This window comes from Paenarthrobacter sp. YJN-5 (assembly GCF_015040095.1).
In the GTDB taxonomy this organism is placed as follows: Bacteria; Actinomycetota; Actinomycetes; order Actinomycetales; family Micrococcaceae; genus Arthrobacter; species Arthrobacter ureafaciens.
Window position 1 is genome coordinate 2,466,483 of record NZ_CP053544.1, and the last position, 21,878, is coordinate 2,488,360.

A 21,878-nucleotide genomic window follows, 5' to 3' on the forward strand; every position below is an offset into this window, starting at 1 on the left:
GGTGTCCAGCCATAGTAAGCACGAAGGGCCCTTGACACCTTCCATCAGATGAGCCAGAGTGATCGTATACGATTTCATACTCGATGAGGAGTGGGCTTGGAACAGGTCACATGGGACACCCTGGCGTCAGCGCGCAAGGTGATTGCGGTCCATATCAACTACCCCAGCAGGGCTGCGCAGCGTGGGCGGACTCCCGCGCAACCGTCCTACTTCCTGAAGCCGCCGTCGTCGTTGTCCCTGGGTTCCCCCGATGCTCCCGGCACCGTTGAACGCCCTGCCGGCTGTGAGCTGCTCGGTTACGAGGGCGAGATCGCACTGGTGATCGGCAAAGCTGCCCGCCGCGTTGGCTTGGAGGATGCGTGGAGCCACGTTGCCGCCGTCACCGCTTCCAACGACCTCGGCGTGTACGACCTCCGCTACGCGGACAAGGGTTCCAACCTCCGTTCCAAGGGCGGTGACGGCTTCACGCCCGTTGGCCCGGCGCTCATCCCGGCAGACGCCGTCGACCCTTCCAAACTGAGCATCCGCACCTGGCACAACGGTGACCTGGTCCAGGACGACACCACCGAGGACCTCCTCTTCCCCTTCGCGCAGCTCGTCGCGGACCTCTCCCAGCTGCTGACGCTCGAGGAGGGCGACATCATCCTCACCGGCACCCCCGCTGGAGCTTCCGTGGCTGTCCCGGGGGACGTCGTCGAAATCGAGGTCACCGGAGGTGGTTTCAGCACCGGCCGCCTCACCACCAAGGTGACGGAAGGTACGACGCCGTTCGCGGACTTTGGTGCCGGCCCCAAGACCGATGACACGCAGCGGGAAGAGGCCTACGGTTCCCGCGAAGCCGCCGGGCTGGCACCCGCGGAGCCGGCGGCTGCCGCGAGTGTGCTGACGCCGGAGTTAAAGGCGAAGCTCGAATCGGTGGCCACCGCTACCCTGTCGTCGCAGCTTCGCAAGCGCGGGTTGAACAACGTCAGCATCGACGGCTTGCAGGCCACCCGCCCGGACCGCAAGGTGGTGGGTTTGGCCCGGACGCTGCGCTATTTACCCAACCGTGAGGACCTTTTCAAGACCCACGGCGGTGGCTTCAACGCTCAGAAACGCGCGATCGATTCGGTGAATGAAGGCGAAATCCTGGTCATGGAAGCCCGCGGAGAAAAGGGCACCGGAACAGTGGGGGACATCCTCGCACTGCGGGCCCAGGTCCGCGGGGCCGCGGCGATCATTACCGACGGCGGTGTCCGCGACTATTCTGCCGTGGCGGACCTGGACATGCCGACATACTTCGCGAACCCGCACCCGGCCGTGCTCGGACGGCGACACATCCCGTGGGACACCGACATCACCATTGCCTGCGGCGGCGCCACTGTGCAGCCGGGCGACATCATCGTTGCCGATTCCGACGGGATCCTGGTCATTCCCCCGGCCATCACCGAGGAACTCGTGGACGACTGCATCGCCCAGGAAAAGGAAGAAGTCTTCATCTTTGAGATGGTCAAGCAAGGCAACAGCGTGGATGGTCTTTACCCCATGAACAAGGAGTGGCAGGCCCGCTACGCCGAATGGCTGTCCCTGCAAGCCACGGAAGGAGCCCACGGTGACTGAAACCGCCGTCGGGAGCAAATCCCAGCAAGCGTATGAGGCCGTGAAGGCCCGGATCGTCGAGGGCGCCTACACCCCCGGCTACCGGCTGGTCCTGGCCAAGATCGCCGAAGACCTGGGCTTCAGCGTGGTCCCTGTCCGCGAAGCCATCCGCCGGCTGGAGGCCGAAGGCCTGGTGAAGTTCGAACGGAACGTCGGCGCGACGGTCTCCGGGATCGACCCCACCGAGTACCTGTACACGATGCAGACCCTGAGCATCGTGGAAGGTGCGGCCACCGCGTTGTCCGCACCGCTGATTGATCCGGCCACGATCGCCCGCGCCCGTGCAGTGAATGCCGAGATGCGCGAGTGCCTGGAACACTTTGACCCCGTCCGCTTCACCGCCCTGAACCAGGACTTCCATTCCGTCCTGTTCGAGCACTGCCCCAACCCGCACATCCTTGACCTGGTCCACCGCGGCTGGAACCGGCTGGCGTCCCTGCGCTCATCCACGTTCCGGTTCGTGCCCGGCCGGGCCCAGGAATCGGTGCGTGAACACGAGGCCCTGCTCCAACTCATCGAGTCCGGAGCAGACGCCGACACCATCGAGAAAGCTGCCCGCCAACACCGCGCCGCCACCCTCGACGCCTACCTCGCCCACGCCGTATCCAGTTAGGAACTCAACGATGACGACCTCCACCGAAACCACCAAACACTACGTTCCCGAGGACCTGCCCACCCATATCCAGCACTACATCAACGGCGAGTTCGTTGACTCCGTCTCCGGGAAGACATTCGACGTGCTGGACCCGGTGTCCAACCAGAACTACGCCACCGCCGCCGCGGGCCAGAAGGAAGACATCGACCTCGCCGTCGCCGCGGCGCGCGAAGCGTTCGTCAACGGTCCCTGGCCGAAGATGAAGCCCCGCGAGCGTGCCCGGGTGCTGAACAAGATCGCCGACGCCGTCGAGGCGCAGGAAGCGCGCCTCGCCGAGCTCGAGACGTTCGATACCGGCCTGCCGATCACCCAGGCCAAGGGCCAGGCACTCCGGGCGGCGGAGAACTTCCGCTTCTTCGCGGACCTGATCGTGGCCCAGTTCGACGACGCGATGAAGGTCCCCGGCTCGCAGATCAACTACGTCAACCGCAAGCCGATCGGGGTCGCCGGCCTGATCACGCCGTGGAACACCCCGTTCATGCTGGAGTCGTGGAAGCTCGCCCCGGCCCTGGCCACCGGCAACACCGTAGTCCTGAAGCCCGCCGAGTTCACGCCGCTCTCGGCGTCGTTGTGGGCGCAGATTTTCAAGGACGCCGGCCTGCCCGACGGGGTGTTCAACCTGGTCAACGGCCTGGGTGAGGAAGCCGGTGATGCGTTGGTGAAGCACCCGGATGTTCCGCTGATCTCCTTTACCGGCGAGACCACCACCGGCCAGACGATCTTCCGCAACGCTGCAGAGAACCTCAAGGGCCTGTCCATGGAACTCGGCGGCAAGTCCCCGTGCGTCGTGTTCGCCGACGCCGACCTGGACGCCGCGATCGATTCGGCCCTGTTCGGCGTGTTCTCGCTCAACGGCGAACGCTGCACCGCCGGCTCCCGCATTCTGGTGGAACGCGCCATCTACGACGAATTCTGTGAAAAGTACGCCGCCCGGGCCAAGAACATCGTGGTGGGCGATCCCCACGATCCCAAGACCCAGGTCGGGGCACTGGTCCACCCGGAGCACTACCGGAAGGTTGCATCGTACGTGGAGATCGGCAAGTCCGAAGGCCGGCTCCTGGCTGGCGGCGGCCGACCCGACCACCTCCCCGAAGGCAACTACATGGCACCCACCGTGTTTGCCGACGTCGCACCTGACGCGCGGATCTTCCAGGAGGAAATCTTCGGTCCCGTCGTGGCCATCACCCCGTTCGAGAACGACGACGAAGCCCTCGCCCTGGCGAACAACACCAAGTACGGCCTGGCCGCCTACATCTGGACCCAGAACCTGACCCGGGCGCACAACTTCTCCCAAAACGTCGAGGCCGGCATGGTGTGGCTCAACAGCCACAACGTCCGCGACCTGCGCACCCCGTTCGGCGGCGTCAAAGCCTCCGGCCTGGGCCACGAGGGGGGCTACCGCTCGATCGACTTCTACACCGACCAGCAAGCCGTGCACATCACCCTCGGCTCCGTCCACACCCCCAAATTCGGCGACACGCCCAAGTCCGGCGCCTAGCACCCAACCAGGTCGCAATAGTGCGCGTTTTCAGCCCCCAAAACGCGCACAAATGCGACCCAGTTGGGTACCTACAACCATCCTTTCGACGAAGAAAGACCATCATGACTACTCCCTTCACCGGCCCCATCCCCACCCCCACTGTCCCGGCTCCGGACATCGTTCGCTGCGCCTACCTTGAGCTGGTGGTGACGGACCTGGAAAAGTCCCGCGCGTTCTACGTGGACCTCCTTGGCCTCCACGTCACCGAGGAGGACGAGAACACCATCTACCTCCGTTCCTTCGAGGAGTTCATCCACCACAACCTGGTCCTGCGCAAGGGCCCCGTGGCCGCGGCCGCTGCGTTCGCCTACCGGGTGAAGTCCCCCGCTGAGGTGGATGCCGCCGAGGCCTACTACCGCGAACTCGGCTGCCGGGTGGAACGCCGCAAGGAAGGCTTCACCAAAGGCGTGGGCGATTCCGTCCGCGTGGAGGATCCGCTGGGCTTCCCGTACGAGTTCTTCTACGAGGTTGAGCACGTCGAACGCCTCACCCAACGCTACGACCTCTACTCAGCCGGTGAGCTGGTCCGCCTGGACCACTTCAACCAGGTCACCCCGGACGTTCCCCGCGGCCGCAAGTACCTCGAGGACCTTGGCTTCCGGGTCTCCGAAGACATCAAGGATTCCGACGGCGTCACGTACGCGGCGTGGATGCACCGCAAGCAGACCGTACACGACACAGCCCTGACCGGCGGCAACGGCCCCCGCCTGCACCACATTGCGTTCTCCACCCACGAGAAGCACAACATCATCCAAATCTGCGACAAAATGGGTGCCCTGCGAATCAGCGACCGCATCGAACGCGGCCCCGGCCGGCACGGTGTTTCCAACGCGTTCTACCTCTACATCCTGGACCCGGACGGCCACCGGGTGGAGATCTACACGCAGGACTACTACACCGGCGACCCGGACAACCCCACCGTCACTTGGGACGTGCACGACAACCAACGCCGTGACTGGTGGGGCAACCCCGTGGTCCCATCCTGGTACACCGAAGCTTCCCTGGTCCTGGACCTCGACGGCAATCCGCAGCCAGTCATTGAGCGCGAAGAGAAGTCCGAAATGGCAGTGACGGTCGGGGCCGATGGTTTCTCCTACACGCGACCCGACGAGGCCACCGGAGCCGCAGGATTCAAACTGGGAGCGCAGGTCTGAGAATGTTGGATGCCCGGACAATCGAAGCCATCGCCGACGAACTCGTCGAGGCGGGCAGGAACCGCAAACCGGTCCCACGCCTGACCGCGCGCTACCCGGAGATGACGGTGGACGATTCCTACGCCGTGCAGAAGCTGTGGCAGCAACGCAACGAAGAAGCCGGCCGCACGCTGGTAGGGCGCAAGATCGGCCTCACATCCAAGGCCATGCAGGCTGCCACCGGCATCACCGAACCTGACTACGGAGCGATCTTCGATGACATGGTCTTCGAAACCGGCTGCTCCGTGGAGTGGGACCGGTACACCCACCCGCGGGTGGAGGTGGAACTTGCGTTCGTGCTCAAGGACGGCCTGAAGGGACCCGGCTGCACCATCTTCGATGTCCTCAACGCCACCGACTACGTGGTTCCTGCCCTGGAGATCCTGGACTCCAGGATCGAAATGGAGGGCCGGACCATCGTGGATACGATCTCGGACAACGCCGCCATGGGCGCCATGGTGGTCGGCGGGCGCCCCGTGAAGCCCGACGCCGTCGACCTCCGCTGGGTTTCGGCCATCCTCTACAAGAACCAAACCGTGGAAGAGACCGGAGTGGCAGCGGGCGTTCTGGACCACCCGGCCAACGGGGTCCACTGGCTGGCCAACAAGATCGCAGCCCACGGCGACTCCATGAAAGCCGGGGACATCATCCTCGCCGGCTCCTTCACCCGCCCCCTGTGGGTGTACAAAGGCGATACCGTCCACGCCGACTACGGACCCTTGGGAGTTGTGACATGCCACTTCAGCTAGACCCCCGGTTCTACACAGTCCTCCGGGAATCGGATCGCCCCCTGGTGGGAATGTGGGTGTGTTCGGGCAGCCCGTTGGTGGCCGAAATCTGCGCCGGCTCCGGTTTGGACTGGCTCCTGATCGACGCCGAACACAGCCCCAACGGCCTCGAATCGATCCTTGCCCAACTCCACGCCACCAGCGGCTACCCCATCCAGGTCATGGTCCGGCCTCCTGTCAACGACACCGTGGTGATCAAGCAATACCTGGACCTTGGCGTGCAGAATCTCATGATTCCCATGGTCAACTCCGCTTTCGAAGCTGCCGCCGCGGTGGCCGCCGTCCGTTACCCGCCGCACGGGGTCCGGGGCGTCGGGTCCGCACTGGCACGCTCGGCGCGCTGGAACCGCATCCCGGACTACCTCGCCACTGCTTCGGACAGCATCAGCCTGACGGTCCAGATCGAATCCGAGGCGGCAGCATCCGCCGTCGAAGAAATCCTCGCCGTGGAGGGGGTGGACGGAATCTTCCTTGGCCCCTCCGACCTCGCCGCCTCAATGGGCCTGCTGGGCCAGCAGGAGAATCCCTTGGTAAGGGCCGTCGTCGAGCATTGCCTTGAAGCCGCCAAAGCGGCGGGCAAACCGGCCGGCGTAAACGCCTTCAACGAAGCAACAGCCAGGTCCTACCTCGACGCCGGCGCCTCGTTCGTGCTGGTAGGCGCCGACGTCTCGGTCCTGGCCCGGGCTTCGGAGGGGCTTGCGGAGAAGTTCATCCGCTAGCAGCCGCCGGTGGCGGGGCGCATGCCCCGCCCCCGGACCGGATGCACCTAGGATCGCTGTTCGTCCGTCAAGGTCTCCGGATCAACATTTGGCCGCCACTGGCTGGGCGGGTTGATGACGAACCTGCGGCCGCTGATGTCCGACGGCGTCACCCTCACCAGGATGTCCTTGCTGCCCGGTTGCCACGGGGCAAGTCCCGAGTCCACGGCTTCCTGGATCTCGTTCGGGTCCGAGACGAACTCGGCATTGCCCTTGACGATCACGCTCCAGGCAATGGTTCCGTAGCTGTTGAAACCGTCTGCCTCAAGTGCAACGCGTGACGCGCCCCGTAGAGCGGCCTCCTTGGTGCCTTCCCCGATGCGGAAAATGATCGTTCCGTAATTGGAGACGAAGTTAATGGGGAAGATCTCCGGATTTCCATCGATGACAAGGCCGATCCTGCAGACCGATGTGGATTGCAGATACTTCCAGCAGTCATGGACGCTGAGCTCTTTGGTGTCTTGTACTGAAGCAGTGTTCTCCATGGCGTTGAGCCTAGTGCTTGAATTCCGGACTGAGTAGGGTTTGACGTCGCGATTCACCTAACGCCGACGGCGGGTGGTCACCGATGTGGCAACCACCCGCCGTCGTGAGTCCCCTGGAGGCAGGCGGACGCTAAGCTGACGCTCCCGCAGCCGGGAACCGCTCCCAGGCCCTGTGCGTGGACAAGAGCTCTTGGAGGGCAGGGATCACAGCGCCCGGGTCATCCCCGGCCACGATCCCCGGAGCGTCCTGGGGTATGCCCGCAGCATCGAGGCAGGAAGCTCCCGAACCCCACGCACCGATTGCCTTGCCGTGGCGGAAGGCTTCCGAGGCCATAAGCACGACGCGGGGGTCCACCGTGGCTCCGGGCTCCCCCGCCTTGGCGTCCCGGCCGGGCATGGCGTCCGGAGCCGGCGAAGCTCCGCCTACCAGGACGAGGGCGTCGAACTCGGTGGACCGCGCCGTCAGATAGGTCCGCTGGACCGTCAAGGCAGGACCGTCGTCCGCTTGGAGGTGGCCACCCACCGGCGCAACAAGCAACGGCACGATTCCTTCTGATTCCAGCGCTTCACGGGCCGCAGCGATCAGCGAAAGATCGCTGCCGGCGTCGGCGACGATCCCCACTACGCGGCCTGCGACGGGCCATGTGCCGCCCAACTGGGATAGCGCCGGGCTGGGCTCGGAGTCGAGGACATCCACGGTGGCGCCGGGAACCGGCATGCCAAGGCCCTTGGCGACGGCTTCGCACAGTCCGGCGTCGATGTTGGCCAATGCCATCAACTGCCGTTCCCGGACAGCAGCTTCAAAGCATTTGCCGAGCTCGAAAGTGTAGGCCTGGATGATGTGGTCCTGCTCCACCGGGGTCATGCTCCGGAAGAACAACCGTGCCTGGCTGTAGTGGTCGTCGAAGGATGCCGGGTTGCGGCGCTCCTTGATGGCCTCTGCGATTTCTTCGGGAACCTCCACGAACGCACCGACGTCCTGCCCCGCCATGAACGGGCATCCGCCATCAAGTGAGTTCGGGTGGTAGGGAGCCACGCCGGAGTGGACCGCCGTCTGGTGCATCCCGTCACGGAGCATGTCGTTGACCGGAGCGTGCGGCCGGTTGATGGGAAGTTGCGCGAAGTTCGGCCCACCCAGTCTGGAGATCTGGGTGTCCAGGTAGGAGAAGAGCCGCACTTGGAGCAGCGGATCATTCGTCACATCGATTCCGGGCACCAGGTGTCCCGGGTGGAAGGCGACCTGCTCCGTCTCGGCAAAGTAGTTGGTGGGATTGGCGTTCAGGGTCATCAGGCCGATTGGCTGGACCGGGGCGAGTTCCTCCGGGACGAACTTGGTGGGGTCCAGGAGGTCGATGCCCTCGAACATCTGGTCTTCGGTATCCGGGAATGCCTGGATGCCCAATTCCCACTGGGGATATGCCCCCGCCTCAATGGCGTCGGCCAGATCCCGGCGATGGAAGTCGGGGTCCATGCCGTTAATGATCTGGGCTTCCTCCCAGACCAGTGAATGGACACCTTGCTTGGGCTTCCAGTGGAACTTGACCAGCGTGGTTTCGCCGTCTGCGTTCACCAGCCGGAAGGTGTGGACACCAAATCCCTCCATGGTCCGGTAGGACCGCGGAATGCCGCGGTCGGACATGTTCCACAAGGTGTGGGCCTGCGCCTCGGTGTGCAGTGAAACGAAGTCCCAGAAGGTGTCATGGGCACTCTGGGCCTGCGGGATCTCCCGGTCCGGATGGGGCTTGGCAGCATGCACGATGTCCGGGAACTTGATGCCGTCCTGGATGAAGAAAACGGGGATGTTGTTGCCTACGAGGTCGTACGTGCCCTCATCCGTATAGAACTTCGTCGAGAATCCGCGGGTATCGCGGACAGTATCCGCCGAACCCCGTGAACCCAGTACGGTGGAAAACCGCACAAAAACCGGCGTTTCGACGTCGGCTGCCAGGAAGCCGGCCTTGGTCACCTTCGAGGCCGTGCCGTAGGAACGGAAGACGCCGTGTGCGCCGGCTCCACGGGCATGGACTACGCGCTCCGGGATCCGTTCGTGGTCAAAGTGCGTGATCTTTTCGCGGAGGTGGTGGTCCTGCAGCAGGGTGGGCCCGCGTGAACCCGCTTTGAGTGAGTGGTCCGTGTCGGCGAGCCTCAGCCCCTGGGCAGTTGTCAGGTATTGGCCGGACTGGGCCCGGGCGTTTGCCGGCGCACCTGTGGGGCTACCCGTGGGCGAGACAGCCTCGGGCGCCTGCTGGTCGGGCTTGGGCGGCAAAGGTTCACGGGGACCGGTTGGCTCTTCCACGCTTGCGGGCTCACTTGACGGAGCGCCGGGAATCCGGACGTTGTCTTCGTTTGGCACGATGGGTTCTCCTCGGGTTTGTGGCAAAGCCGGCAGCTCAGCTAAAAAGCTAAGCTTCCTTACTACCCTAGGGGTCCCCTGCCGGCACCGCAATGAAGCCACGCGGCGCGGAGCAGCCTTGGTGGCCGGTCAGCGCACCACGTCAGCTCGCCGTGTAAGCTCCCCGACGTCAGCTACCCCACAGATCAGTGATGAAGCTGCATCCGCTGGAGCACCGTGGCCGAGATTTCCTCCACAGACATCGTGGCCGAGTTCACGTACGGGATGTTGTTCGCCCGGTACATGTCCTCGGCGTTCCTGAGTTCAAAACTGCATTGCTGCAGCGAGGCATAGTTGCTGCCTGGGCGGCGCTCCTGGCGGATCTGGCTCAGCCGCACGGGTTGGGAGGTGAGGCCAAAGCACTTGTCCGCGAACGCCAGCAACGGTTTGGGTAACGACATCGTGTCGAAGTCTTCCTCCACCAGGGGGAAGTTTGCCGCAAGGATGCCGTGCTGCAATGCAAGATACATGGTGGTGGGGGTCTTGCCGCACCGCGAAGGCGCTATGAGGATCAGCTCGGCACGCTCCAGCGCCCGCAGCGACTGGCCGTCGTCGTGCTCTATCGCGTACTCGACCGCGGCCATGCGGGACTGGTAGCGAACAGCGTCCCCGACGCCGTGCGCTTGCCCGGGAGCGCCGCTGGCGGAGGTGCCCAACGCGTCTTCCAATTGGCCGATGTGCGCGTCGAAGAGGTCGAAGAAGCGCCCTGCGCTCTGGGCGAGGACAGCGCGCACCTCCGGATTGACCGTCGTCGAGAAAACCAGCGGCCGGGTGCCCGAAGCCGCCACCCGGTTGATGCCGTGGACCACCGCGCGGGCCTGTTCAACCGTGGTGATGAACGGGATGGTGCGGCGTTCCAGCCGGTGCGCCGGGAACTGCGTCAACAATGTGTTGCCCAGGGTCTCGGCGGTGATGCCGGTGCTGTCGGAGAGAAAGAACACCGTGGGAGCGGGCGCGGAGCCCGCCCCCACGGCATGCGTATCCGTCATCTACAGCGCCACGCGGTTACCCGTGCGTGCCAGGCGCAGCCACGTTTCCGTGACGGCGTCAGGGTTCAGGGAGATCGAGCTGATTCCCTGCGCCAGCAGCCATTCCGCGAAGTCCGGGTGGTCGCTGGGACCCTGGCCGCAGATGCCCACGTACCGCCCCTTGGCGCGGCAGGCGCTGATGGCCATTTCCAGGAGCTTGGTGACAGCGGGGTTCCGCTCATCGAAGCCATCGGCCACCAGCGCAGAGTCGCGGTCCAGGCCCAGGGTGAGCTGGGTGAGGTCGTTGGAACCAATGGAGAACCCGTCGAAGTACTCCAGGAACTCATCGGCCAGCAGCGCGTTGGCGGGAAGTTCGCACATCATCACGATCTCCAGCCCGTTCTCGCCGCGGCGCAGGCCGTTCTCCGCCAGCAGGTCGATGACGCCACGGGCTTCGTCCAAGGTCCGCACGAAAGGAACCATGAGCTTGATGTTGCTCAGGCCCATCTGGTTCCGCACGTACTTGAGGGCCTCGCACTCGAGCTCGAACGCCTGCCGGAAAGAGTCCGACAAGTACCGGGAGGCGCCCCGGTAGCCAATCATCGGGTTCTCTTCTTCCGGTTCGAACGCCGGGCCGCCGATCAGGTTGGCGTACTCGTTGGACTTGAAGTCCGAGAGCCGGATGATCACCGTTTCCGGCGCGAACGCGGCGGCAATCATGGAGATGCCCTCGGCAAGGCGACGCACGTAGTAGTCCCGCGGTCCGTCGTAGGCCGCGATCTTCTCGCGGATCTGCCTGACGGTGAAATCGTCCAGGGACGCCGGGCGCGCAATGTCACCGGCGACGGCCAGCAAGGCGTTGGGGTGGATGCCGATCTGGCGGTTGATGATGAACTCCAACCGGGCCAGTCCCACTCCATGGTGCGGGAGCCGGGCGAAGCTGAACGCCTGCTCCGGGGTGCCGACGTTCATCATGATCTTCACCGGCGCCTCGGGCATGGTCTCCAGGGACGTTTCCTGGAGGGTGTACTCGAGCAGTCCTTCGTACACCAGGCCGGCTTCACCTTCGGCGCAGGACACCGTTACCGGCGTTCCGTCCTTGAGGATCTGGGATGCGTACCCGGTTCCGACGACGGCGGGGATGCCCAGTTCGCGGGCGATGATGGCGGCGTGGCACGTGCGCCCGCCACGGTCCGTGACGATCGCTGCGGCTTTCTTCATGATCGGTTCCCAGTCAGGGTCGGTCATGTTCGCCACCAGGACATCGCCCTCCTGGAAGGATGCCATCTGGTCGATGGAGGACAGGACGCGCACCTGCCCTGCACCGATCCGCTGGCCAATGGCGCGGCCTTCCACCAGCACGGTGGAACGCTCGGCGAGGGTGTAGCGGGAGACGGAACCGGCCGCTTTGCGGGACTCCACCGTTTCCGGGCGGGCCTGCAGGATGTAGAGCTCACCGTCCACGCCGTCCTTGCCCCACTCGATGTCCATGGGCCGGCCGTAGTGGGCCTCGATGGCCATGGCGTGCCGGGCCAACTGCTCAACTTCGGCGTCGTTCAGGCTGAACTTACTCCGCAGGTCCGGCTGGACGGGGATGAAGTCCACCGTCCTGCCAACCTCGCGGGATTCGGTGTAGACCATCTGGATGGCCTTGTCACCCAAGCCGCGCTTCAGCACGGCCGGCCGGCCCGCGGTAAGGGCAGGCTTGTAGACATAGAACTCATCCGGGTTCACGGCGCCCTGCACCACGGCTTCGCCAAGTCCGTACGACGAGGTAACGAACACGGCGTCATTGAACCCGGATTCGGTGTCCATGGTGAACATCACGCCGGATGCCCCGACGTCCGAACGGACCATGCGCTGCACGCCGGCCGACAACGCCACTTCCGAGTGGGTGAACCCGTGGTGGACGCGGTAGGCGATCGCGCGGTCGTTGTACAGCGAGGCGAAAACATCCTTGATGGCGACCAGGATGTTCTCAATGCCCCGGATGTTAAGGAAGGTTTCCTGCTGGCCGGCGAAGGAGGCGTCGGGAAGGTCTTCGGCCGTGGCGGACGAGCGCACAGCCCAGGACACATCGTCGCCATGCTCTGCGGTCAGGCGGTGGTATGCGGCGCGGATTTCCTCTTCGAAACCGGCCGGGAACGGTGTTTCACGGATCAAGTCACGGATCTGCTGGCCAACGCGGGCCAAAGCGGCCACGTCGCCGCTGTCCAGCCCCGCAATGATGGCCTCGATCCTGGCATCCAGGCCGGATTCGCTGAGGAAACGCCGGTAAGCGTCCGCCGTCGTGGCAAAACCGTCCGGAACTTTTACTCCCGCGGAGGCGAGGTTGCGAACCATTTCGCCGAGGGAAGCATTTTTGCCGCCAACCTGGTCAAGGTCGGACAAGCCAAGATCAGAAAACCAGAGAACGTCAGTCATAAATGGTGTCCTTCGTTGGGCACGCGCTGACAAGCGCTGAAAAATAGGGTGATGCAAGACTGTGGGGACCAGGCCCCCGGAAGCAAACTCATGTGATCAGCGCAACTTAACGCACACGTCATGAAGCGGACATGACTTGTTGCGTCGGGGGCCTGCCGGGTAATGGGGAAAAGCCCGACGTCGGAACCCCGGGATGGGGTGCCGACGTCGGGCTTTTGCCGATAAAGTTTGCCGGAATGGTTACGCTCCGGCGGTGACCGCAGCGACGAAGTGTTCCGGCCAGGGGTGGGCCGAGGTGGCGCCGGGCGGGACGTGAGCGGTGGTGACGGAGCCGAAGGCGGCAACCTCCCCCGCGTCCCCTGCCGCCCCGGCGGAATGGCCACGGACTTCGAACTCCATGGTCATGGAGGTCCGGCCCAGGGCCGCGATCCGCACTGTTGCGGTCACGCGCTGCCCGAACCACAGTTTCGCTTTGTAGTTGATGACCTGTTGGACCCTGGGTGCGCTGGGAAAGTAGTCCGGGAGGTCAAGATTCCGGAACAGCTCAGCCTCTGCAGACTCCACCCAGCGCAGGATGGCCGAGTTGTGTTGGTGGCCGGAAGCATCGGTGTCCACCCATTCGACAATGCGCTCTACCTTTGCCTCCGGTCCCCCATCCAGGTACTTGTCTTCGCGGACCAGGCGCGCGTTATCGGGCACCGATTGCGGCATTTCGGCCGTCCGGGTCCTCTGCGGCCACGGGCTGCTCCGGCTGCGGCTTGGGAATCAGTGCGACGGCGACCGCCGCCAGGACCGCAATACCTGCGAAGATGGCGAAGTTGGCTTCGAAGGGGAGCTTCGAACCGGCAATCCAGCCACCGATCAATGGTCCGGAGATGGCGCCGAGGCGGGCGAAGCTGAGCGCCCAGCCGGTGGCCGTACCGCGGACCTTCGCCGGGTAGTAGTCGGCGATGTAACCGGTGAGGACCAGTGACGTGGAGATGGAGCCGATGCCGGCGAAGGCCACGAACAGCAGGTTCACCACCATGGTGTTGGGGAAAACCAGGAGCATGATGCCCAGGCCGCCGAGGATGTAGAAGACCACCAGAATCAGCTTCTTGCCGTACTTGTCCGCAGCCCGGCCCAGGAGCAGGCCGCCTATTGCCGAGGCGAGGCTGAAGACCAGGAGGAAGGTCAGGGAGGAACCGAGGTCGTAGCCGGCCTTCTTCATGATGCTCGGAAGCCAGGTGTTCAGGCCGTAGACCAAAAGCAGGCCACAGAACAGCGAAATCCAGAAGAACACCGTGGAGCGCAGGTACCGCATGGAGAACATGGTGGTGATTGTCTTCCACCACGGATCCGCAGCTTGCGCGGCAGTGGGTGCCACCGGGACGACGGGCTTGTAATCAGTGATGCCCAGCTTGGCGGCCAAGGCCTTTGCCTCGGAACCGCGACCCTTGGACTCCAAATACTCCAGCGATTCCGGCAGGAACTTCCAGATCACCGGCAGCAGCACCACAGGGGCAGCGCCGATCGCGATGACCATCCGCCAACCACCCATGGGGAGGACCAGGAGCGCGGCAAGCGCAGCAGCCACGATCCCCAGCGAGTAGCCCGAGTACATGAGGCCGTAGTTGTAGGAGCGCTTGTTGGGCGCCGAGTATTCGATGGTCAAGGCCGCGGCAACGGGAATCACGCCACCCATGCCGAGCCCGCCGACCAGGCGGAAGAACCCGAAGAGTTCCGGAGTCGGTGCCCAGGCGGCACCTGCCTGGGTGACGGTGAAGATGATCATGGAGGCGAGCAGCATTTTCTTGCGGCCCACCAGATCGCTCAGGGTGCCGATGAACAAGGCGCCGATCAGCATGCCGATCAGGGCGTAGGAACCCAAGCCGCCCAGTGCCAGCGGGGAAAGGTTCCATTCCTTGTATTCGGCCAGTGCCGGGAGGACAGCTCCCAGCACGCCGACGTCGTAGCCTTCGGCGAGGATCGCCAGCCAGCAGCAGAAGAGCACTACGCCTGTGGTGCGCTTGGGCACGTTCCAGGTGTTGACAGGTGCGGCGGCCATGGCTACTTCACCAGGACCGATGCTGCAGCGGAAGCGGGCGTCCAGCGGAGGTGGCTGGTGGTTTCTTGGGCATCGGGCTCCTTCAAGAGGGATAGGCGGGGACGTACGGCGTCGGTGCGTGAGCTTGGTGGCTTGCGGCGTCCGGCGCGGAATTGCGGGATCCACTGGGCGCCGGGGCCTTGGTATTCCTGCTCGGCTGCTGCGTGCAGGGTCCATTGGGGATCGTACAGGTGCGTGCGGCCAAGGGCGATGAGGTCGGCGCGGCCCGCGAGCAGGATCGAGTTCACGTCGTCGTAGCTGGAAATGGCGCCGACGGCGATCACTGCCACGCCTGCCGGAGCGGCGACTTCCTGCCGGATACGGTCGGCGAACGGGGTCTGGTAGCTGCGTCCGAACGCGGGCTTTTCTTCCTTGGCCACCTGGCCGGTGGAGACGTCAAGGCCCGCGGCTCCGTGCTCTACGAAAGCCTTCGCGATCTGTAGCGAGTCGTCGGAGGTGTTGCCGCCGTCGATCCAGTCCGTGGCGGAGATGCGCACCGTGACAGGCTTGCTTGCCGGCCACGCCGCGCGGACGGCGTCGAACACTTCAAGCGGGAACCGCAGCCGGTTCTCCAGGCTGCCGCCGTATTCGTCGGTGCGCTGGTTGGAAACGGGCGACAGGAAGGAGGAGAGCAGGTAGCCGTGGGCTGCGTGGATCTCCAGGAGGTCGAAGCCGGCTTCGTCGGCCCGCCAGGTGGCAGCGACGAACTCGGCCTTGATGGCGTCCATCCCGGCACGGTCCAGTTCCACCGGGGTCTGGTTGTCGGGGCCGTACGGCAGGGCGGACGGCCCGACGGCAGTCCAGTTGCCGGACTCGAGCGGCTGGTCAATGCCCTCCCACATGAGCTTGGTGGAGCCCTTGCGGCCGGAGTGTCCCAGCTGGGCGCCGATTTTGGCGGTGGAGCGGGCGTGGACGAAGTCGACGATTTCCTTCCAGCTGTCCTTCTGTTCGTCGGTGTAGAGGCCGCTGCAGCCCGGGGTGATGCGGCCGGTTTCGGAGACGCACACCATTTCCGTCATGACCAGTCCTGCGCCGCCCAGGGCCTTGGAGCCGAGGTGGACCTTGTGGAAGTCGCCGGGGATGCCGTCCGTGGCGGAGTACATGTCCATCGGGGAGACGACGATGCGGTTCTTCAGTTCGAGTTCGCCAATACGGAACGGCTGGAACATGGCCGGGGCGACGTCGGTGAGCCCCTGGGACTCTGCGAAGTTGCGGTCCACGGCGTCGGCAAACTCAGGATCGCGCAGGCGCAGGTTTTCCTGGGTGATGCGCCGGCTGCGGGTGAGCAGGTTGAAGGCGAACTGCGTTGGGTCCTGGTCCTTGTACTGGCCGATGCGTTCGAACCACTCCAGCGAAGCCTGCGCGGCACGCTGCGTGGAGGCGACCACGGGACGCCGCTCGGTTTCGTAGGCCTCCAGTGCCTCTGCCACCGTGGGGTGCTCGTGGAGGCAGGCAGCCAGGGCAAGGGAGTCCTCCATGGCCAGCTTGGTGCCGGAGCCAATGGAGAAGTGCGCCGTGTGGGCGGCATCGCCCACCAGGACCACGTTGCCCTTGCGCCAGCTCTGGTTGCGGACGGTGTTGAAGTTCAGCCACTTGGAGTTGTTGGAAAGGACCTCGTAGCCGGCGAGTTCCTCGGCGAAGATCTCACGGATCTTGGCGATGGCCTTCTCATCGGAAACACCCGGAGGGAAGACTTCGTTGGCGGTCTCATCGAAGCCCGCGGCGTGCCAGACGTCCTCATGCATCTCGACAATGAACGTGGAGCCTTCATCGGAGTACGGGTACCCGTGGATCTGCATGACGCCCCACTCGGTCTCCTTCACGAAGAACTTGAAGGCCTCGAACACCTGGTCCGTACCCAGCCACATGTATTTGTTGGTGCGGGGGTCCAGGTCCGGGCCGAACGCGTCGGCGTATTTGGCGCGGATCTGTGAGTTGACGCCATCGGCGGCCAGGACCAGGTCGTAGTTGGCTTCGAGTTCCTCAATGGCAGGGGCCATGGTGCTGAAACGGACGTCGACGTCGAGTTCGATGCAGCGGCGCTGGAGCAGTTCCAAGAGTTCCTTGCGGCTCATGGCGGCAAAACCCTGGCCGCCCACGGTGATCATTTCGCCGCGGAAGTGGATGTCGATGTCGGACCAGCGGGCGAACCGGCGGCTCATGTACTCGGCCACGACGGGGTCGGCGTTGCCGATTCCGCCCAGGGTTTCATCGGAAAATACGACGCCGAACCCGAAGGTGTCGGACGCGGCGTTCCGTTCCCAGAGGGTGATGTCGTGGGACGGATCCAACTGCTTCATCAATGCTGCGAAGTACAGGCCGCCCGGGCCGCCTCCGACGATTGCGATCTTCATGGTGTTTGCTCCTTCTACGCCTGGCTCTGGCCTGCGGCGGTGAGTTGTTGGGTGTTCCCCTCGGTGGAAACCCCTGAGGCGTCCTCTGCACGGACGCGATCGCGCAACTTGAAGTGCTGCAGCTTTCCGCTGGGGTTCCGCGGGAGTTCGGTCACGAACCGGACGTCGCGCGGGTACTTGTAAGGGGCGATGGTGCGCTTGACGAAGTCTTGGATTTCCTTGCGTTTGCCGGCGTCGCCGGTGACGCCTTCACGAAGCACAACGAACGCGCAGACGATGCTGCCCCGCTGTTCATCCGGGATGCCGATGACTGCGTTCTCCACAACGTCGGGGTGCTGGTCAATGGCTGCTTCAACCTCGGGGCCGCCGATGTTGTACCCGGAGGAGACGATCATGTTGTCCGAGCGCGCCTGGTAGGTGAAGTACCCGTCCTCGTCCATGGAGAACGTGTCCCCCGTGACGTTCCAGCCGTTCACCACGTAGTTCAGCTGCCGGGGATCGTCCAGGTACCGGCAACCCGTGGGGCCGATGATGGCAAGGCGACCGGTCTGGCCGGGGCCAAGTTCATTGCCCTCTTGGTCCAGGATGGTGGCCCGGTAGCCCGGCACGGCTTTGCCCGTGGTGCCGGGGCGGATATCGTCCCCCGCCGCGGAGATGAAAACGTGCAGCATTTCCGTGGCGCCGATGCCGTTGACCAGCCGCAGGCCGGTGGCCTCGTGGACGGCTTCCCAGGTTTCCTTGGACAGGTGCTCCCCCGCGGAGACGGCAACCCGGAGGTTCTTCAGAAGGTCGCCGCGGTTCTCCTTGAGGATGGCACGGTACGCGGTGGGGGCGGTGAACAGAACGGTGGCGCCGGCCTCCGCTGCACGCTCGGCCAGTTCCACGGGCCCGGCCTTCTCGGTCAGCAGGGCCGACGCGCCGAACCGCAGCGGGAAGACCACGAGTCCGCCGAGGCCGAAAGTGAAGGCCAGCGGAGGCGAGCCGGCGAACACGTCATCCTCGGTGGGCTCCAGGATGTACCGGGCGAACGTGTCCGCGTTGGCAAGGATGTCCCGGTGGAAATGCATGGTCACCTTGGGCACGCCCGTGGTGCCGGACGTCGGTCCCAGCAGGGCAACGTCGTCCGAGGCGGTGTCCACCGCGGTGAACTCCCCGCTCTTGCGCGAGCAGCGGGAGATGAGGTCGCCGTCGTCGTGCGTTTCCGTGTCAGCAACGTAGGTCAGGACGGTGACGTCCTCCCCTGCCGCGACCGCGAGTTCGTCCACGAACCGGTGATCGGAGATGGCGACCACCGGTTTGGTGAGCCCGATAATCGTGGCCACCTCGGTGGAGCGCAGCATGGGCATGGTGGTGACCACCACGGCGCCGGCCTTCAGGACGCCGAGCCAGGCCGCGACGATCCACGGGTTGTTGGGTCCGCGCAGGAGCACCCGGTTGCCGGGGACCACACCGAGGTCCTCCGTGAGCACCTGGGCCACTTGGTTGGCGTGGGTCTGCAGCTCGCCGTAGGTCCAGACTTCGCCGTCGGGGGTACGGAGCGCCGGCCGCGCGGCACCGTACCGGGCGACGGCGTCGTCGATCAGTACGGCCGCGGCGTTGAGCCGGTCCGGGTAGTTCAGTTCGGGGAGGGTGAATTCGAACGCCGGCCAGGTATCGGCGGACGGCAGGTGGTCGCGGGTGAACGTGTCCACGTGGGCCGATGGCAACATGCTCATGGCCGTTCCTTTCAGTGGTGCGTCGTTGGGGCTGGGGTTGGTGGTGCCGGGGGCTGACTACGCGCCTGCGCGGATCATGCCTTCCTGGGCGACGGTAGCCAGGAGCCGCCCTTGGCGGTCGAAGAACCTGCCCATCGCCAGGCCGCGGTTGCTTTGGCCGGAGACGGCTTCCTGGGCGTAGAGCACCCAGTCGTCCACGCGTCCGTCGCGGTGGAACCACATGGAGTGGTCAAGGCTGGCGGTGGCGAGTCCGGGGCTGGACCAGTTGAGGCCGTTGACCCGGAGAAGCGGTTCCAGGATGGTGTAGTCGCAGACGTACGCGAGGGCGGTGCGCTGGAGGTTCGGGTCGTCGGGCAAGGCATCGAACGCCTTCACCCAGATCGCTTGCTGCGGAGCGGTGCCGCCTTCCAGCTGGACGTACAGCGGACCGGGAATGTGCCGCATGTCGAAGCTGCGCCCGGTTGCCCAGTACTCGGCTGCCTTGCTGTCCACGCCTGCCAGCGCATCTTCGGCTGTACGCAGCGATTCAGGCTCGACGGCGGCAGGCGCCTCCGGCTGGAACCCGGGTCCGTCTTCGGGGACCTGGAAGGATCCCATGGCAGCATAGACCGGTTTGCCGTTCTGGAAACCCCGCACGGTACGGGTGGAGTAACCGCGGCCGTCCCGCAGCCGTTCCACCTCGTACCGGACAGTGGAACCGATATCCACGGGCCTCATGAAATAGCTGTGCATGGAATGCAGCTGCCGGTCAGCGTCCACCGAGCGCATCATTGCGGCTGCGGCCTGGGCAACCATGTCCCCGCCATAGGCCTTGGGCCACGGCACGTACTGGGTGGTTGCCTCGTAGGCTTCATCGAAGACCTGCGCGTCCGTGGCGGTGAGGTCTACGGCGCGGAGGAAGGTTTCCGACGTCAGGGTTCCCGTGATCATGGTTATGCCCGGCGGTAGTCGGCGAGGGTCTCGTCCGGGACGTCGTCGAGGTTGACCACGAGGTTTTCCGGAGTCCGGGCGGTCAGCCACACGAGTTCCTCGGTGACCGACATGTTCGCCTCGACGTGGGGCATGAACGGGGGCACGAAGACCCAGTCGCCGGCCTTCATGTCGATGAACTCTGAGTAGTTTTCGCCGAAGTAGATCCGGCCGTGGCCGCGGAGGACGTAGCCGCCCGTTTCCGCTTCGCCGTGGTGGTGCGGGAGGGAACGGTAACCGGGAACGTTGGACACTTGGCCGAACCAGATCTTGGTTGCCGGGGTGTGCTGGATGCTGACGCCCGAAACACGGATGCAGTCACCGGACTGGGCCGTGTTGGTGTCCTCTTCTCCCGCGCGGGTGACGACAGGAACTACCTTGCCGTCTGCCTGGGCGTAGATGGAGTTGTCGCCTTCGAGGCGGTAGTCGGTGGTGGCCTGGCTCATGGGGTTCTCCTTCTGGGTTCTTTACAAGCAGTTGGGGTTGAGGCTGTTGGGGTTCAGGCTGCTGGGGTTCAGGCTGTTGCAGTGACGGGCGCGTGGATGCGGAACGTGTTCTCCAGCCGTCCGATCCCGTCGATTTCGGTGACCAGGGTGTCCCCGTCCTGCAGGAAGCGCGGCGGGTTCATGCCCATGCCCACTCCCCCGGGTGTCCCGGTGAGGACGAGGTCGCCGGGGCGCAGGACGGTGAATTGGGAAATGTAGGACAGCAGCTGCGCGGGACCGAAAACTAGCGTCCGGGTGTTGCCGTCCTGCACCAGCTCTCCGTTGACGTACCCGCGGACCTGGAATTCTTCGCCGGCCTCGTCCGGGGTGACCATGACGGGCCCCACGGGAGTGGTGGCGTCCCAGGCCTTGCCTTGGAACCACTGCAGCGTCCGGCTCTGCCAATCGCGCATGGACACGTCGTTGGCCACCGTGTACCCGGCGATCGCTTCGCGTGCCTGGTCAACGTCGGCCTGGTACAGCTCCGAACCGACGACGACGGCGAGCTCGGCTTCCCAGTCGACGCGGCCGCTGCCGCGGATCTCCACGGCGTCGTTTGCACCCAGGAGCGTGTCCGCGTACTTGGCGAACAGCGTGGGGTACTCGGGAAGCTCCCGGCCCATCTCCTGGATGTGGTCGCCATAGTTCAGTCCGCAGCAGATCACCTTGCCGGCATGGGGAAGCAGCGCTGCGAAATCGGGTGCCGTCAGGGCTTCCCCTTCCGCGGATTCCGCTAGGGCCCGCCAGTTTTCGAGGCCAAGGAATGCACCGACGTCACTGGCCGGAAGCGCCACGTAGGTGTCGTCGCCCGTAGCGAGTGCCGCCGTCGTACGTCCGCCGGAGGTTCGCAGGGTGGCAAGTTTCATGGAATGTGTCCCTTCGGGGTTTCGAGACTTGATGTGTCGACTTTTTTACGATCGTCACATATGCTCAACGTAGCACGGCGGAATTGATCTGCACAGGGGCTTTTCAGAATTTTTTGGCGGCTGCCACAACGAGGAGGAACAGCATGGCGCACAAGACCATCAACCCGGAGTCATTGCCCAAACCATCGGGCTTCGCCCACGGCATTCTCGCCGGAAATGCCGTCTTCCTGGGCGGCCAGACCGCCCTGGACAAGGACATGAACATCGTCCCCGGCGGCATCGTCGAACAGTTCACCCAGGCGTTTTCGAACGTGCTCACCACCCTGCGGGAAGCCGGAGGGCAGCCCGAGGACCTGGTCAACGTCACCATCTACCTCACGGATGTGGACGACTACATGGCCAATGGCCGGGAGATCGGGCGTATCTGGCGGGAGATGGCCGGCTCGCAGTACCCTGCCATGGCAGGCATCGGCGTCACGCGCCTTTGGCAGAAAGAAGCCATGATCGAGATCCAAGCCATCGCCGTCATCGCCGACCGCTGAGGACCTGTACGGAAGATCCG

General features: G+C 64.7%; 18 protein-coding genes. 7 read left to right on the plus strand and 11 right to left on the minus strand.

The annotated features are described in order from the left end of the window. The first annotated feature begins 96 nt into the window (after positions 1-96). From HMI59_RS11695 to HMI59_RS11720, 6 genes are all read left to right on the plus strand, one after another. Positions 97-1,599, plus strand: coding sequence for a fumarylacetoacetate hydrolase family protein (locus HMI59_RS11695; protein ID WP_193591403.1), 1,503 nt, complete (start codon positions 97-99; stop codon positions 1,597-1,599). Then, positions 1,592-2,251 carry a GntR family transcriptional regulator gene (locus HMI59_RS11700; protein ID WP_062096804.1) on the plus strand — a complete coding sequence of 220 codons (660 nt, stop codon included), beginning with the start codon at positions 1,592-1,594 and terminating at the stop codon, positions 2,249-2,251. Before HMI59_RS11695 ends, HMI59_RS11700 begins: the two co-directional genes overlap by 8 nt. 10 nt (positions 2,252-2,261) lie before the next feature. Then, the gene (gene hpaE / locus HMI59_RS11705; RefSeq protein ID WP_193591404.1) at positions 2,262-3,791 is read left to right on the plus strand and encodes a 5-carboxymethyl-2-hydroxymuconate semialdehyde dehydrogenase; all 1,530 of its coding nucleotides are present in this window, start codon (positions 2,262-2,264) and stop codon (positions 3,789-3,791) included. 104 nt (positions 3,792-3,895) lie between these two features. Continuing rightward, positions 3,896-4,987, plus strand: coding sequence for a 3,4-dihydroxyphenylacetate 2,3-dioxygenase (gene hpaD, locus HMI59_RS11710; protein WP_193591405.1), 1,092 nt, complete (start codon positions 3,896-3,898; stop codon positions 4,985-4,987). Positions 4,988-4,989: 2 nt separating this feature from the next. Continuing rightward, a complete protein-coding gene (gene hpaH, locus HMI59_RS11715; RefSeq protein WP_193591406.1) occupies positions 4,990-5,775 on the plus strand; it encodes a 2-oxo-hept-4-ene-1,7-dioate hydratase in 786 nt (261 codons plus the stop codon). After that, a complete protein-coding gene (locus HMI59_RS11720) occupies positions 5,760-6,533 on the plus strand; it encodes an aldolase/citrate lyase family protein (RefSeq protein ID WP_193591407.1) in 774 nt (257 codons plus the stop codon). The genes hpaH and HMI59_RS11720 overlap by 16 nt, the downstream gene beginning before the upstream one ends. A gap of 47 nt (positions 6,534-6,580) precedes the next feature. On the opposite strand, the gene HMI59_RS11725 is transcribed toward HMI59_RS11720, so the two are convergent. From HMI59_RS11725 to HMI59_RS11775, 11 genes are all read right to left on the minus strand, one after another. Then, complete coding sequence (locus HMI59_RS11725) at positions 6,581-7,057, minus strand: pyridoxamine 5'-phosphate oxidase family protein (protein WP_166187054.1); 477 nt, start codon at positions 7,055-7,057, stop codon at positions 6,581-6,583. A gap of 130 nt (positions 7,058-7,187) precedes the next feature. Continuing rightward, positions 7,188-9,410, minus strand: a complete 2,223-nt coding sequence (locus HMI59_RS11730; RefSeq protein ID WP_193591408.1) for a catalase — start codon at positions 9,408-9,410, stop codon at positions 7,188-7,190. Positions 9,411-9,595: 185 nt separating this feature from the next. After that, entirely contained in the window at positions 9,596-10,438 is an 843-nt protein-coding gene (locus HMI59_RS11735) for a pyruvate, water dikinase regulatory protein (RefSeq protein ID WP_193591409.1), read from the minus strand. Next, entirely contained in the window at positions 10,439-12,841 is a 2,403-nt protein-coding gene (ppsA, locus tag HMI59_RS11740; RefSeq protein WP_193591410.1) for a phosphoenolpyruvate synthase, read from the minus strand. It abuts the gene before it with no gap. A 240-nt stretch (positions 12,842-13,081) separates the two neighbouring features. Beyond that, positions 13,082-13,540 (minus strand): thioesterase family protein, encoded by a 459-nt coding sequence (locus HMI59_RS11745; RefSeq protein WP_227471358.1) that lies wholly within the window; start codon positions 13,538-13,540, stop codon positions 13,082-13,084. Continuing rightward, entirely contained in the window at positions 13,530-14,888 is a 1,359-nt protein-coding gene (locus HMI59_RS11750; RefSeq protein WP_069696503.1) for an aromatic acid/H+ symport family MFS transporter, read from the minus strand. The genes HMI59_RS11745 and HMI59_RS11750 overlap by 11 nt, the downstream gene beginning before the upstream one ends. A 2-nt stretch (positions 14,889-14,890) precedes the next feature. Then, entirely contained in the window at positions 14,891-17,281 is a 2,391-nt protein-coding gene (locus HMI59_RS11755) for a bifunctional salicylyl-CoA 5-hydroxylase/oxidoreductase (protein WP_193591411.1), read from the minus strand. A 14-nt stretch (positions 17,282-17,295) separates the two neighbouring features. After that, entirely contained in the window at positions 17,296-18,996 is a 1,701-nt protein-coding gene (locus HMI59_RS11760; RefSeq protein ID WP_193591412.1) for an AMP-binding protein, read from the minus strand. 57 nt (positions 18,997-19,053) lie between these two features. Further along, positions 19,054-19,926 (minus strand): acyl-CoA thioesterase II, encoded by an 873-nt coding sequence (locus HMI59_RS11765; protein WP_021472240.1) that lies wholly within the window; start codon positions 19,924-19,926, stop codon positions 19,054-19,056. Positions 19,927-19,928: 2 nt separating this feature from the next. Then, positions 19,929-20,411 carry a cupin domain-containing protein gene (locus HMI59_RS11770; protein WP_062096795.1) on the minus strand — a complete coding sequence of 161 codons (483 nt, stop codon included), beginning with the start codon at positions 20,409-20,411 and terminating at the stop codon, positions 19,929-19,931. 68 nt (positions 20,412-20,479) lie between these two features. Next, positions 20,480-21,316 (minus strand): fumarylacetoacetate hydrolase family protein, encoded by an 837-nt coding sequence (locus HMI59_RS11775; RefSeq protein WP_166187047.1) that lies wholly within the window; start codon positions 21,314-21,316, stop codon positions 20,480-20,482. Positions 21,317-21,459: 143 nt separating this feature from the next. Between HMI59_RS11775 and HMI59_RS11780 the strand changes: the two genes are divergently transcribed. Continuing rightward, entirely contained in the window at positions 21,460-21,858 is a 399-nt protein-coding gene (locus HMI59_RS11780) for a RidA family protein (protein WP_021472237.1), read from the plus strand. Positions 21,859-21,878: the final 20 nt, after the last annotated feature.